General features: G+C 66.0%; 10 protein-coding genes. 4 read left to right on the top strand and 6 right to left on the bottom strand.

The annotated features are described in order from the left end of the window. Positions 1–71: 71 nt before the first annotated feature. Entirely contained in the window at positions 72–554 is a 483-nt protein-coding gene (locus tag U5A57_RS05245) for a glutathione peroxidase (RefSeq protein WP_321908822.1), read from the top strand. A 26-nt stretch (positions 555–580) separates the two neighbouring features. On the opposite strand, the gene cls is transcribed toward U5A57_RS05245, so the two are convergent. From cls to dapC, 6 genes are all read right to left on the bottom strand, one after another. Next, on the bottom strand, positions 581–2023 hold the full coding sequence (gene cls, locus U5A57_RS05240; RefSeq protein ID WP_321908820.1) for a cardiolipin synthase: 1443 nt from the start codon (positions 2021–2023) through the stop codon (positions 581–583). Positions 2024–2214: 191 nt separating this feature from the next. After that, on the bottom strand, positions 2215–3111 hold the full coding sequence (prmB, locus tag U5A57_RS05235; RefSeq protein WP_321908817.1) for a 50S ribosomal protein L3 N(5)-glutamine methyltransferase: 897 nt from the start codon (positions 3109–3111) through the stop codon (positions 2215–2217). A 32-nt stretch (positions 3112–3143) separates the two neighbouring features. Continuing rightward, positions 3144–4283: a succinyl-diaminopimelate desuccinylase gene (gene dapE / locus U5A57_RS05230; RefSeq protein ID WP_321908815.1), complete on the bottom strand. Its 1140-nt coding sequence runs from the start codon at positions 4281–4283 to the stop codon at positions 3144–3146. A gap of 125 nt (positions 4284–4408) precedes the next feature. Next, a complete protein-coding gene (locus U5A57_RS05225) occupies positions 4409–4774 on the bottom strand; it encodes an ArsC family reductase (protein WP_028204073.1) in 366 nt (121 codons plus the stop codon). Further along, a complete protein-coding gene (gene dapD / locus U5A57_RS05220) occupies positions 4774–5601 on the bottom strand; it encodes a 2,3,4,5-tetrahydropyridine-2,6-dicarboxylate N-succinyltransferase (protein ID WP_028204072.1) in 828 nt (275 codons plus the stop codon). The genes U5A57_RS05225 and dapD overlap by 1 nt, the downstream gene beginning before the upstream one ends. 79 nt (positions 5602–5680) lie before the next feature. Continuing rightward, a complete protein-coding gene (gene dapC / locus U5A57_RS05215) occupies positions 5681–6904 on the bottom strand; it encodes a succinyldiaminopimelate transaminase (RefSeq protein ID WP_415774580.1) in 1224 nt (407 codons plus the stop codon). 316 nt (positions 6905–7220) lie between these two features. Between dapC and U5A57_RS05210 the strand changes: the two genes are divergently transcribed. From U5A57_RS05210 to U5A57_RS05200, 3 genes are all read left to right on the top strand, one after another. Beyond that, positions 7221–8336, top strand: coding sequence for a DMT family transporter (locus U5A57_RS05210; RefSeq protein WP_321908812.1), 1116 nt, complete (start codon positions 7221–7223; stop codon positions 8334–8336). 169 nt (positions 8337–8505) lie between these two features. Then, positions 8506–12024 carry a chromosome segregation protein SMC gene (smc, locus tag U5A57_RS05205; RefSeq protein WP_321909196.1) on the top strand — a complete coding sequence of 1173 codons (3519 nt, stop codon included), beginning with the start codon at positions 8506–8508 and terminating at the stop codon, positions 12022–12024. A gap of 144 nt (positions 12025–12168) precedes the next feature. Further along, positions 12169–13452, top strand: a complete 1284-nt coding sequence (locus U5A57_RS05200; RefSeq protein ID WP_321908810.1) for a cell division protein ZipA C-terminal FtsZ-binding domain-containing protein — start codon at positions 12169–12171, stop codon at positions 13450–13452. The last annotated feature ends 293 nt before the right edge of the window (positions 13453–13745 follow it).

Below are 13745 nucleotides of genomic sequence, written 5' to 3'. Positions count from 1 at the left end.
GCTAGCCGTTTGGTCGAGTGCTAATTCCACGCTTTCTCACGTAGACTGGCGCTTTTCCACGGGAGAGCCAGATGACTTCGATCTATTCGTTTTCGGCGCAACCGCTCGGCGGCGGCGAGCCGGTGAGCCTCGAGCGCTATACGGGCAAGGTGCTCCTGATCGTCAACACCGCGAGCGAGTGCGGGTTCACGCCGCAGTACGCGGGCCTGCAAAAGCTCCACGACCAGTACACCGCGCGCGGGCTCGCGGTGCTCGGCTTTCCATGCAACCAGTTCGGCAAGCAGGAGCCCGGCGACGCCGCGCAGATCGGCAGCTTCTGCGAGAAGAACTACGGCGTCACGTTTCCGATGTTCGAGAAGATCGACGTGAACGGGGCGAACGCGCACCCGCTGTATCGCTGGCTCACGGGCGAGGCGCCGGGGCTCCTCGGGCTCGAAGGCATCAAGTGGAACTTCACGAAATTTCTGGTCGACCGTAGCGGCAGCGTGGTGAAGCGCTACGCGCCCATGACGAAGCCCGAGGCCATTGCAGCGGACATCGAAAAGCAGCTCTGAGCGGCGGCTGGCGGCAAAGGCGCGCGTTATAGAATCGGCGCGAAGAGCCGCGCGAGGTGCATCGTGATCTTGCGCCACGCCGGCGCGTCGCGGTACTCGCTGCGGTCGATCTCGAACGTCTCTTCGAAGTCGCGCAGCAGCATCGCTTCGACTTCGGCCGCGAAGCCGCGATGCACCGTCAGCACCATGATCTCGAAGTTCAGGCGAAACGACCGGTTGTCGAGATTCGCGCTGCCGATGGCCGCGGCCACGTCATCGATCAGCACGACCTTCTGGTGCAGGAAGCCCGGCTTGTAGCGGAAGATGCGGATGCCTGCGCGCACCGCATCGAAGGCGTACAGCATGGACGCTTCGAACACCACGTAATGGTCGCGCCGGCTCGGGATCATGATGCGCACGTCCACGCCGCGCAGCGCCGCGAGGCGCAGCGCCGAGAACACGGCTTCGTCGGGCACGAGGTAGGGCGTGGTGATCCACAGGCGTTTTTTCGCGGCATTGATCGCCTCGACGAAAAAGAGCGAGCAGGTCTCCTGGCGGTCGGCCGGACCCGTGGGCAGGACGAGGCAGTACATGTCGTCGCCGTCGCGCGGCACAACGGGGGGCGGTTCGCAGCCGGGGAGTTGCTGGGTGGCCCAGTACCAGTCTTCGGTGAAGGCGAACTGCACGTTGGCGACCGCTGGTCCGCGCAGTTCGATATGCGTATCGCGCCAGGGTGAGAGGCGTGCATTCGCGCCGAGGTATTCGATGCCTACGTTGTGGCCGCCCACGAACGCGTGCTGGCCGTCGACCACGACGATCTTGCGGTGGTTACGGAAGTTGAGCTGGAAGCGGTTGACGAAGTGGCGTTTCGTGGAAAACGGGTGCACTTCCACGCCGCCGTCCTGCAACTCGTGCACGTAGCTGGCGGGCAGGTCGAACGAGCCGATGCTGTCATACAGCAAGTACGCGCGCACGCCGCGTTTCGCGCAGTCGAGCAGCACGTCCTTGAGCATGTCGCCGAGCGCGTCGGCGCGCACGATGAAGAACTGCACGATCACGTAGTGCCGGGCGCGTTCGATGGCATCGAAGATGGCGGAGAAGGTCGCATCACCATTCACGAGTGTGCGCACGGCATTGCCCGGCACGAGCGGCATGCCGCCGAGGCGCGCGAATGTGCGGATCACGCGTACGCCCAGTTCGTCGGCTGGCCATTCGCCCGCGGAGACTAGCTTGTCCCAGTCGGGCGCGGGAGCGCGTGAGCGCAACGTTTCGTTGCGCAGGCGCCGCGCGTCGGCATAGCCCGCGAACTTGCTGCGGCCGAGAAAGAGATACGGGACGAGCGTGAGGTAGGGCATCGTCGCGAGCGAGACGGCCCAGGCGATCGCGCCCTGCGAGGTGCGCGTGTTGAGGATTGCGTGGCACGCCGCGATCAGCCCAAACAGATGGATGATCGCGAGCAGCGTGCCGAGGTGTAACCAGTCGAATCGCATAGATGCGTGGGACGCTCCTTCAGCCGAACGCAGGGCCGGCCCGCGCCGGGAAGCGCACGGCCGGAGGGCTCAATCTTACCGAACCCGTTGCGACGACGGCTATCGGCCCAGTCCTGCACACAGCGAGACGCGGCGCACAGGCGCCGCGTCGTGTTCGCGCATTGCGCTCAGACTGTTAGACCCTAAGATCCTCAGACCGGCAAGTCACAGGCCTGGATCAGGAAAACCTGATCGTCGCCGGCGCTCGTCGAGAGCCAGACGAGCTCGAGGCCGCCGAACGCCGCTTCCACGTGCTCGCGCTCGTTGCCGATTTCGACCACCAGCACGCCGTCGTCGGTGAGCCAGTTGCGTGCGTCCTTGATGATGCGGCGCACGATGTCCATGCCGTCCGCGCCGCCCGCAAGCGCCATTTCCGGCTCGTGGCGGTACTCGGGCGGCAGCGCCTGCATCGAATCGGCATTCACGTACGGCGGGTTCGTGATGATCACGTCGTAGCGGCGCTCGGGCAGCGGTGCGTACAGGTCGCCTTCGAAGAGGGCGATGCGTTCGTCGAGATCGTGTTCGTGTACATTGCGCTTGGCCACTTCGAGCGCGGGCGCGGAGAGGTCGACGGCGTCGATATCGGCGTTCGGGAACGCGTGCGCCGCGAGAATCGCGAGGCTGGCCGAGCCGGTGCACAGTTCCAGCACCGCGGTGACCTGCTCGGGATCTTCCACGTAGGGCTGCAGGCCGTCTGCGAGCAGCTCGCCGATGAACGAGCGCGGCACGATGACGCGCTCGTCCACGTAGAAGCGCAGGCCGTGCATCCACGCTTCCTGCGTGATGTAGGCGGCGGGCACGCGCTCGGTCGCGCGGCGCTCGATCACGCCGAGCACCTTGTCGATTTCCTCGGGCGTGAGGCGCGCGTCGAGAAACGGGTCGAGCAGGTCGAGCGGCAAATGCAGCGTGTGCAGGATCAGGTACGCCGCTTCGTCGTAGGCGTTGTTCGAGCCGTGGCCGAAGGCGAGCTGTGCGGCCGAAAAGCGCGAGACGCCGTAGCGCAGCAGGTCGCGCACAGTGGCAAAAGTAGCGGCTAGCGGATGGGTCATGTTCTGGACTCCGGAGCGTGTTCGGTTGGCCGTCAGGCGATCAGCTGTTCGAGCACGCGGCGATAGATGTTCTTGAGCGGATCGATGAATTTCACTTCGATATGCTCATCGATCTTGTGGATGCTGGCGTTGGGCGGCCCGAATTCGACCACCTGCTCGCACATGCGCGCGATGAAGCGGCCGTCGGACGTGCCGCCCGTGGTCGAGAGTTCGGTGGTGACGCCGGTTTCGTCGTGGATCGCTTTTTCGAGTGCGCTCGAGAGCGCGCCGCGCGGCGTAAGGAAGGGCAGGCCGCTCACGCTCCAGTGCAGGTCGTATTCGAGGCCGTGCTTGTCGAGGATGGCATGCACGCGCTTTTGCAGGCCTTCCACGGTGCTGGCGGTCGAGAAGCGGAAGTTGAACATCACGTCGGCATGGCCCGGGATCACGTTGCTCGCGCCGGTGCCGCTGTGCATGTTCGACACCTGCCACGTGGTGGGCGGGAAGTATTCGTTGCCGTCGTCCCACTTTTCAGCGACGAGTTCGGCAAGCGCGGGAGCCAGCAGATGCACCGGGTTTTTCGCGAGATGCGGATAGGCAATATGCCCCTGCACGCCCTTCACGACGAGCTTGCCCGACATCGAGCCGCGGCGGCCGTTCTTCACGCAGTCACCGAGCGTGTTGGTCGAGGTCGGCTCACCGACGATGCAGTAATCCATCTTCTCGCCGCGCGCCTGCAGCGCCTCCACGACCTTCACGGTCCCGTCGGTCGCTGGGCCTTCCTCGTCGCTCGTGATGAGGAAGGCGATCGCGCCACGATGTTGCGGATGCGCCGCCACGAACTCTTCGCTTGCCACCACGAAGGCCGCAAGCGAGGTCTTCATGTCGGCGGCGCCACGGCCGTAGAGCACGCCGTCGCGGTGCGACGGCTGGAACGGCGGCGAACTCCATTGTTCGATGGGGCCGGTCGGCACGACGTCGGTATGGCCCGCGAAGGCAAGCAGCGGGCCTTGCGCGCCCGCGGTGCCGCGCTTGACGGCCCACAGGTTCGTCACGCCGTTGGATTCGATCGTTTCGCACGCGAAGCCGAGCGCGCCAAGGCGTTCGGTCATGATGCGCTGGCAGTGCTGGTCGTCGGGCGTGACGGACGCGCGCGCGATCAGGGCTTCGGTAAGGGCGAGGGTGGCGGACATAAAAAGACCACTTTCAATAAAAATGCCGGCACAGCTGACGGAGCAGGGGCCGGCAACAACTTGTCATGACCGTATGCGCTCGATCTTCCATGGAGCAGATCGGGCGCACCGGTCTCATGCGGCGCTCAGGCGAACAGCTCCGCATACTGGTCGGCGGAAAAGCCAAGCGTCTTCACGCGGCCGTTCACCACGACTACGGGCCGCTTGATGATCGACGGCTTGTGGATCATCAGCGCAATCGCGCCGGCGGTCGTGTCGGCTTCGGCCTTGTGCACGTCCGACAGGCCGCGCCACGTCGTGCCGCGCTTGTTGATGAGCTGATCGAGCGACACGTCCTTGAGCCAGTCCTGGACGAGTGCGTTCGAAACGCCCGCCTTCTTGAAGTCGTGAAACTCGAACTCGACGCCGTGCTCTTCGAGCCATACGCGGGCCTTCTTCACGGTGTCGCAGTTCGGAATGCCGTAGACAACGGTTTTGGCGGACTTCGCCATCAGTCGCCTCGCAGCAGCTCGTTCAGGCCGACCTTGGCGCGCGTCTTCGCGTCGACCTTCTTGACGATCACGGCGCAGTACAGGCTGTGCGAGCCGTCCTTCGAGGGCAGGTTGCCCGCGACCACGACCGAGCCCGCCGGAATACGGCCATACGAGACTTCGCCGGTTTCGCGGTCGTAAATCTTGGTCGACTGGCCGAGGTACACGCCCATCGAGATGACCGAGTTCTCTTCGACGATCACGCCTTCCACGACTTCCGAGCGCGCGCCGATGAAGCAGTTGTCTTCGATGATGACCGGATTGGCCTGCAGCGGCTCCAGCACGCCGCCGATGCCCACGCCGCCCGAGAGGTGCACGTTCTTGCCGATCTGCGCGCACGAACCGACCGTCGCCCACGTGTCGACCATCGTGCCTTCATCGACGTACGCGCCGATGTTGGTGTACGACGGCATCAGCACGACGTTCTTCGCGATGAACGAGCCGCGGCGCGCGATAGCCGGCGGCACCACGCGGAAGCCGCCCGCGGCGAAGTCTTCGGCCGTGTAGTTGGCGAACTTCGAGGGCACCTTGTCGTAGAACTGGCTGTAGCCGCCCGCGGGCATCGGCGCGTTGTCTTCCAGGCGGAACGACAGCAGCACGGCCTTCTTCACCCACTGGTTGACGACCCAGTCGCCGTCCTTCTTCTCGGCGCAGCGCAGCGCGCCTTTGTCCAGTTCGGCGATGACGTGGGCGACGGCTTCGCGCACGTCGTTCGGGGCCGACTTGGGCGAAAAGTCGGCGCGGTTTTCCCAGGCGGTGTCGATGATCTGCTGAAGTTGTTGCGACATGGTGGTGATTTCGTGAGAGTAATGGTTGAAAGCGGTGTTGCGCGCAGCGAGGCAGGACCCCGGCGCGCAGGCAAAAGCTTTACGGTTTGAGCGAGCGGCAGAACTCGACGATGCGCTGCGCGCCCTCGATGCACTCCTCGACGTCGGCGACGAGCGCCATGCGGACGAAGTCTTTACCCGGATTCGTGCCATGCGCCTCGCGCGCGAGGAACGAGCCGGGCAGAACCGTCACATTATAGTCGGCGTAGAGACGCTGGGCGAACGCGGTGTCCGAGAGGCCGGTGCGCGCGACGTTGGCCCAGAGGTAGAACGCGGCGTCGGGCAATTTCACGTCGAGCACGTCGGCGAGCATGGGCGTGACGGTCGAGAACTTCTTCAGGTATTTCGCGCGGTTTTCGCGCACGTGCGCCTCGTCGCCCCAGGCCGCGATGCTGGCGGACTGCCAGACCGGCGACATGGCCGAGCCGTGGTAGGTGCGGTACAGCAGGAACTGCTTGAGGATGGCGGCGTCCCCGGCCACGAAGCCCGAGCGCATGCCGGGCGCGTTCGAGCGCTTGGAAAGGCTCGACAGCATGACGAGACGCTCGAAGCCGCGGCCCAGCTTGTGCGCCGCTTCGAGACCGCCGAGCGGCGGATTCGCTTCGTCGAAATAGATTTCCGAGTAACACTCGTCCGAGGCGATGACGAAGCCATAGCGGTCGGAGAGCGCGAACAACTCGCGCCAGTCGTCGAGCGTGATCACGGCGCCCGTGGGGTTGCCCGGCGAGCACACGTACAGCAGCTGCGTGCGCGCCCAGACTTCTTCAGGAACCTGCGAATAGTCGCAGGCGAAGTTGCGGGCCGGATCGCTGTTCACGAAGTACGGCTCGCCGCCGCCCAGCAGCGCGGCGCCTTCGTAGATCTGGTAGAAAGGGTTCGGGCAGAGTACGATCGCCCGCTTTGCCGGATCTTTCACGCCCGCTGTCGGGTCGACCACGGCCTGCGCCAGTGCGAAAAGCGCCTCGCGCGAGCCCGAGACGGGCAGGATTTCCGTGTTCGCGTCGATGACCGGCAGTCCGTAGCGCGCCTTCACCCAGTTCGCAATCGACTCGCGCAGCGCCGGGGTGCCCGCCGTGGCTGGGTACGACGAGAGGCCATCGAGCGATGCCACGATGGCGTCGCGGATCAGCGCAGGCGTGGGGTGTTTCGGCTCGCCGATCCCGAAGCTGATATGGCGCTGGCCGGCGTTCGGCGTGACGTCCTTGAAGAGTACGCGCAGCTTTTCGAAGGGATAGGACTGAAGGGTGTCGAGTAGCGGATTCACTTGGGCGTCGGACAGGCGTGGGCGAAAGACGGATGGCGTGGCGCGCAGGATGGGAGCGGCCGGTGCGAGCCGGCGAGCCAGTTGCGCTGCGCTCGGCTTGGCTCGGCGAAAAACACAGAGGCGCGGCCTTGGAACTGCAAGCGCTCGATTATAGCGTGGCGTCGTTGCTGCTGCGGGCGCCAGCCGGAACCCGCCCTGGCGCAGCCGGTGCTCGCCGGACGACGAGACAAAGGAAAAGCATGGAATTTTCGAATCACGTTCCGAACAGCGGCGCCAGCGCTGTGAACGCGCGGCCGGGCCAAGGGAAACGCGAGCAATGAGCCAGAGCACCAGCTTGCGCGCCGCATGGCCGACGCTCGCCATCATGATTGGCGCGTCCGTATGGGGTTTCGTCTGGTATCCGCTGCGCATGCTGGCGGCCGCCGGGCTCACCGGCACGGCATCGAGCGCCGCGACGAGCGCAGCCGGCTGCCTCTTCGTGCTGGTGCTGCGCTGGCGCTCGCTTGCGACCGTGCGCTGGCACTGGGTCCTGCCGATGCTCGGGCTTGCTGCGGGCGTGACCAATGTGGGTTTCGTGTGGGGCGCGATTCACGGCGAAGTGATGCGCGTGCTGCTGCTCTTTTATCTGACCCCGGCGTGGACGGCGATCTTCGCGCACTTCATCCTGCACGAACGCCTGAACTGGGCGGGAGGCGCGCTCGCGACGCTTTCGCTGCTGGGTGCGATCCTGATGCTCTGGTCGCCGAAACTCGGCGTGCCGCTGCCCGCCAACGCCGCCGAATGGGCGGGTTTGATCGGCGGCATGGGCTTCGCGATGAGCAATGTGCTCGTGGTGAAGACGAGCCGCGTGCTGCCGCATATGAAGCCGGAGATGCGCACCGCCGTGATCTTCGCGGGCGCGGCGCTGTTCGGCGCGCTGACTTCGTGCTTCGAGCCGATGTCGGCCGCTCCGGCTGGCGAGCATCTCGCGCGCGTCGTGCTGCTGGTGCTCGCGCTCGGCATCGTGCTCGGCACCAACAACATGCTGGTTCAGTACGGGCTTGCCCGCGTGCCGGCTAACCGCGCGTCGATCATCATGCTGTTCGAGATCGTCGTCACGGCGCTCACGTCGTGGCTCTTCGCGGGCGAGACGCCGGGCCCGCGCGAATGGGCGGGCGGCGCGTGTATCGTGCTTGCTTCGTTGCTGTCGAGCTGGGTGCACCGCGCGCAGGACACGCGCAAGCGCGGCGCACACGTGAGCGCCGACGCGAGCGTCATGACCCATGCCGACGCAAGCCGCACCGATGACGCGGACGACGCCGACGGTAGCGGCCCCGGCGGCGACGATGGCAACGGCGGTGGCAACGGCGATGGCAACGGCGATGGCAACCCAGGCGGCGGCTCGGGTCCAGGGCCTTCCCGCGCGCGGAATGGCGCGCGTGCGATGGTATGATTGCCGCTGATTCCCGCCGACCGCTCGCGCGCATGCGCGTTCGTGCGGCGAGCCGTGGCGCCTGCCTTGTGCGCACTGCGCCGCCGTGCGATCGATACCGGATTCGCGGCGGCAAGCGACGTACGGCACGGGCGGTCCCGTTCACCACTATTCAAACAGCGATATCGCCGTGCGTCTGACCTCGATTAAACTCGCTGGCTTCAAATCATTCGTCGATCCCACGCATTTCCAGGTTCCGGGCCAACTCGTCGGAGTGGTCGGGCCGAATGGCTGCGGGAAATCCAACATCATCGACGCGGTGCGCTGGGTGCTGGGTGAATCCCGGGCGTCCGAGCTGCGTGGCGAGTCGATGCAGGACGTCATCTTCAACGGTTCCACCGCGCGCAAGCCGGGCAGCCGCGCGAGCGTCGAACTGGTGTTCGACAACGCGGACGGCCGCGCCGCCGGGCAGTGGGGCCAGTATGCCGAGATTGCCGTGAAGCGCGTGCTCACGCGTGACGGCACGTCGAGCTACTACATCAACAACCTGCCGGCGCGCCGGCGCGATATCCAGGACATCTTCCTCGGCACGGGCCTCGGCCCGCGCGCCTACGCGATCATCGGGCAGGGCATGATTGCGCGGATCATCGAGGCGAAGCCCGAAGAGCTGCGCGTGTTCCTCGAAGAGGCCGCGGGTGTTTCGAAGTACAAGGAACGCCGCCGCGAGACCGAAAACCGTCTGCACGACACGCGTGAAAACCTCACGCGTGTCGAGGACATCGTGCGCGAACTGTCCAACAACCTCGAAAAGCTCGAGGGTCAGGCAGTCGTCGCCACGAAATTCCGCGAGCTGCAGTCCGAGGGCGAGGAAAAGCAGCGCCTTCTGTGGCTCTTGCGCAAGAACGAGGCGGCGGGCGAGCAGCAACGCCAGCAGCGCGCGATCGAGCAGGCGCAGATCGACCTCGAGCGGCATACCGCGCAGCTGCGCGAAGTGGAAGCGCAGCTCGAAACACTGCGCGTGGCGCACTACTCCGCAAGCGACGCCATGCAGGGCGCACAGGGCTCGCTCTATGAAGCGAACGCCGAGGTGAGCCGTCTCGAAGCCGAGATCAAGTTCATCGTCGAGTCGCGCAACCGCGTGCAGGCGCAGATCGCCGCGCTCACCGCGCAGCGCGAGCAATGGCAAGTCCAGGCGCAGAAGGCGCAGGACGATATCGAAGACGCCGAAGAGCAACTGGCGATCGCCGAGGAAAAGGCGGCGCTCGCGGAGGAAGACGCAGCGGCAAAGCAGGAAGCCTTGCCCGCGCTCGAAAACCGCTGGCGCGACGCGCAGGCGCAACTGAACGACGAGCGCGCGGGCATCGCGCGCACCGAGCAGGCCATCAAGCTCGAAGCCGCGCACCAGCGCAACGCCGACCAGATGCTTCAGCAGCTTCAGCAACGCCATGAGCGGCTGAAGTCGGAGGAAGGCGGGCTCGACGCGCCGGACGAAGCCCAGCTCGAAGAGCTGCGCATGCAATTGGCCGAGCAGGAAGAAGTGCTGCACGAAGCGCAAGCGCGTCTTGCGGATGCGCAGGAAACGGTGCCGCGCCTCGACGCGGAGCGCCGCGCCGCGCACGAGCGCGTGCAGGCTGAAAACGCGCAGATCCACCAGTTCGAAGCGCGTCTGGCCGCACTCAAGCAGTTGCAGGAAAACGTACAGACGGAGGGCAAGATCCAGCCGTGGCTCGAGCGTCACGAACTGGGCGCGTTGCCGCGGCTGTGGAAGAAGCTGCACGTGGAAGCGGGCTGGGAAACGGCGCTCGAAGCCGTGCTGCGCGAGCGGCTCGCCGCGCTCGAAGTGTCGAACCTCGACTGGGTGAAGGCATTCGCGAGCGACGCGCCGCCCGCGAAGCTCGCGTTCTATTCGCCGCCTGCCGCGGGGCCGGCAAGCGCCGCGCCTGCGGGCCTCACGCCGTTGCTTTCGCTCGTGCGTATCGACGACGCGGGCCTGCGTGCCGTGCTCACCGAATGGCTCGGCTCGACTTACGTTGCCAACGATCTCGCCGAGGCGCTTGGTCAGCGCGCGCAACTGCCGGCTAGCGGCGCGTTCGTCGTGAAGGCCGGTCACGTCGTGACGCGCGTGGGCGTGCAGCTGTACGCTGCCGACACCGAGCAGGCCGGCATGCTCGCGCGTCAGCAGGAAATCGAGAATCTCGAGCGCCAGGTGCGCGCTCAAGCATTGCTCGCCGACGAGGCACGCACCGCTGTCGTGCGCGCGGAAGCCGCGCACACGCAAGCGGCGCAGGTGCTCACGGAAGTGCGCCAGCAGGCCGAGCGCGCGACCCAGCGGGTGCACGCCCTGCAGATGGATGTGCTCAAGCTCACGCAGGCGCATGAGCGCTACACGGCGCGCAGCACGCAGATCCGCGAAGAACTGAACGAGATTCGCACGCAGATCGAAGAGCAGCGCGCGCTGCGGGCGGAGTCGGAAGCGAACTTCGAACGCCACGACGTCGAACTCGCCGAACTGCAAGCCCGTTTCGAGGACAACCAGCTCGCGTTCGAAGCGCTCGACGAGGAACTCGGCGCGGCGCGCAACGAGGCGCGCGATCTCGAACGCGCGGCCGCGGACGCGCGCTTTGCGGCGCGCAACATGGCGAACCGCATCGAAGAGCTCAGGCGCAACATCCAGGTCGCGCACGATCAGAGCGAACGCGTGGCCGCTTCGCTCGAAGACGCGCGCGCCGAGCTGGAAACGATCAACGAGCAGACCGCACACACGGGCCTGCAGGATGCGCTGGAAATTCGTGCGCAGAAGGAAGACACGCTGCGCGCTGCGCGCGCCGAACTCGACGACTTGACCGCAAAGCTGCGCGCCGCCGACGAAACGCGTCTCGCGGCGGAGCGCGCGCTGCAGCCGCTGCGCGACCGTATCACCGAGCTTCAGTTGAAGGAACAGGCGGCCCGCCTCAATGGCGAGCAGTTTGTCGAGCAGCTTCAGGCGGCTGGCGTAGACGAGGCCGCGCTGCAGGAAAAGCTCACGGCCGACATGAAGCCGTCGTACCTGCAAGGCGAAGTCACACGCATCAACAATGCGATTGCCGCGCTCGGGCCCGTCAATATGGCGGCGCTCGACGAGCTGGCCGCGGCGAAGGAGCGCAAAACTTTCCTCGACGCCCAGTCGGCCGACCTCACGAGCGCGATCGAGACGCTCGAGGACGCGATCCGCAAGATCGACCAGGAAACGCGCACGCTGCTGCAAGGCACCTTCGACGAAGTGAACCGTCATTTCGGCGAATTGTTCCCGCGCCTCTTCGGTGGCGGCCAGGCGAAGCTCATCATGACCGGCGACGAGATTCTCGACGCGGGCGTACAGGTGATGGCGCAGCCGCCCGGCAAGAAGAATTCGACGATTCACCTGCTTTCGGGCGGCGAGAAGGCGCTCACGGCCACGGCCCTCGTGTTCGCGATGTTCCAGCTCAACCCGGCGCCTTTCTGTCTGCTCGACGAAGTGGACGCGCCGCTCGACGACGCGAACACCGAACGTTTCGCGAACCTCGTTCGCGCGATGTCGGACAAAACACAGTTCCTGTTCATTTCGCACAACAAGATTGCCATGGAGATGGCGCAGCAGCTTATTGGCGTGACGATGCAGGAGCAGGGCGTGTCGCGCATCGTCGCGGTCGACATGGAAACGGCGGCGGGTTTCGCCCAGAATACGGTCTAATCGATTTACACGGTCTAACGGACGGCGCGCGTTGCGCGGCCGGCGGCGCCATCGGTGAGGCAGCCGCCGCGCGCAATGCGCTTGCCACAGAAACGGCGCGCACAACGAGCGCGCTGTCGAATAAGAATTGCTGATGGAGCATGCATGGATGAGTTGACTCTCGGGTTGATCGGCGCGGGCGCCGTGGTAGTCGGGGGCGTGGTGGTGTATAACGCGTGGCAAGGCGCGAGGGTGCGCCGACGCATGCCGCGCCCAATGCCCGAAGAGGCGGTCGAGGCGCCGCAGCGCGACGAGTTCCAGGAGCAAAGCCCGTTCATCGAGCCGGCGCATGCACCGTCGCGTCGCGAGCCATCGCTCGCCGGCGCAGCGGAGGCCGAGCGCGTGGAGCCGGGCTTTGGGACTGTGGCGCCGCTCGACACTCCGGCCGACATCCAGGCGGAAACGACGACCCCTAACGGCTTTCCTGCGGAAGCAGCGGCTACCGAGGAGAGCGGTGAAACGGCGCCAGCCGCAAGCGCGGCTGTTCCCGAATCCGTGAAGGACGACGCCGACGAAGCCGAGCGCATCGAACCCGTCATGCCGGCCGCCACGACGATCTCTTCGGCGCCGCCGGCCGTGGTCGACCGACGTATCGACTGTATTGTGCCGATCCGGCTTGGTGCTTCTGTGCCGGGCGAGCGCGTGATTCCGTTTGCGCAGCGCTTGCGCCGCGCGGGCAGCAAGCCGGTGCACATCGAAGGCAAACCCGAAGGGGGCGACGGCTGGGAGCTGCTGCAAAGCGGCGTGCGCTACGAGGAGCTGCGCGCTGCTGCGCAACTCGCGAACCGCAACGGCCCGCTCAACGAACTCGAGTTTTCCGAATTCGTGACCGGCGTGCAGCAGTTTGCCGACGCGCTCGATGCCGCGCCCGAGTTTCCGGACATGATGGAAACGGTTGCGATGGCGCGCGAACTGGACGGCTTCGCGGCGCAATGCGACGCGCAACTTTCCATCAACGTGATGTCGGACGGCGCGCCTTGGTCGGCAAACTACGTGCAGGCCGTGGCCGCGCAGGACGGCCTGCTGCTTTCGCGCGACGGCACCCGCTTCGTGAAGCTCGACGCGAAGCAGAGCCCCGTGTTCATGCTGCAGTTCGGCGACACCAACTTCCTGCGCGACGACCTCACGTACAAGGGCGGCGAGTTGATTACGCTGATCCTCGACGTGCCCGTGGCCGATGAAGACATCCTGCCGTTCCGCCTCATGTGCGACTACGCGAAGTCGCTTGCGGAGCGCATTGGCGGGCGCGTGGTCGACGACCAGCGCCGGCCGCTGCCGGAGTCCGTGCTGCAGTCGATCGACAAACAGCTCATGACGCTTTACGCGAAGCTGGAGCAGGCCGGCATTCCGGCCGGCTCGCCGGCCACGCGGCGGCTGTTCAGCCAGTAACGCCGAAGGCCTGTAGCCGGCCGGCAGACAAGGCGCGGTGCCGTAAAGGCGCCGCGCCTTTTTTGCGTGCGCGTGCGCGTGCGCGTGGCGCGGCGCGCTTGGCACGGGCGGATAGGGGTGATCGGGGTCATGGAGGGGCGAGCGCCGTTACCGGCACAAGTGATGTAGTGCGTTCAAGCTCGCACTGCCGGACCCCGGCGTCAATGCTGCCGATGCAGCGTTAGCCATTCGGCCAGGACCTTGGGGAGGCCCGTTCGGCGGCGCACGAAGAATGCCCGAAGTTAGCCTTTCGG

Origin of the sequence: Paraburkholderia sp. J11-2 (genome assembly GCF_905220185.1) — a bacterium.
In the GTDB taxonomy this organism is placed as follows: domain Bacteria; phylum Pseudomonadota; class Gammaproteobacteria; order Burkholderiales; family Burkholderiaceae; genus Paraburkholderia.
This window is presented reverse-complemented; position numbering and strand designations above follow the sequence as displayed.

Coding starts and splice junctions, on each gene's coding strand:
- U5A57_RS05210 (WP_321908812.1), top strand. CDS start 7,221: ATGAGCCAGAGCACCAGCTTGCGCGCCGCATGGCCGACGCTCGCCATC.
- cls (WP_321908820.1), bottom strand. CDS start 2,023: ATGCGATTCGACTGGTTACACCTCGGCACGCTGCTCGCGATCATCCAT.
- dapE (WP_321908815.1), bottom strand. CDS start 4,283: ATGTCCGCCACCCTCGCCCTTACCGAAGCCCTGATCGCGCGCGCGTCC.
- dapD (WP_028204072.1), bottom strand. CDS start 5,601: ATGTCGCAACAACTTCAGCAGATCATCGACACCGCCTGGGAAAACCGC.
- U5A57_RS05225 (WP_028204073.1), bottom strand. CDS start 4,774: ATGGCGAAGTCCGCCAAAACCGTTGTCTACGGCATTCCGAACTGCGAC.
- U5A57_RS05245 (WP_321908822.1), top strand. CDS start 72: ATGACTTCGATCTATTCGTTTTCGGCGCAACCGCTCGGCGGCGGCGAG.
- prmB (WP_321908817.1), bottom strand. CDS start 3,111: ATGACCCATCCGCTAGCCGCTACTTTTGCCACTGTGCGCGACCTGCTG.
- U5A57_RS05200 (WP_321908810.1), top strand. CDS start 12,169: ATGGATGAGTTGACTCTCGGGTTGATCGGCGCGGGCGCCGTGGTAGTC.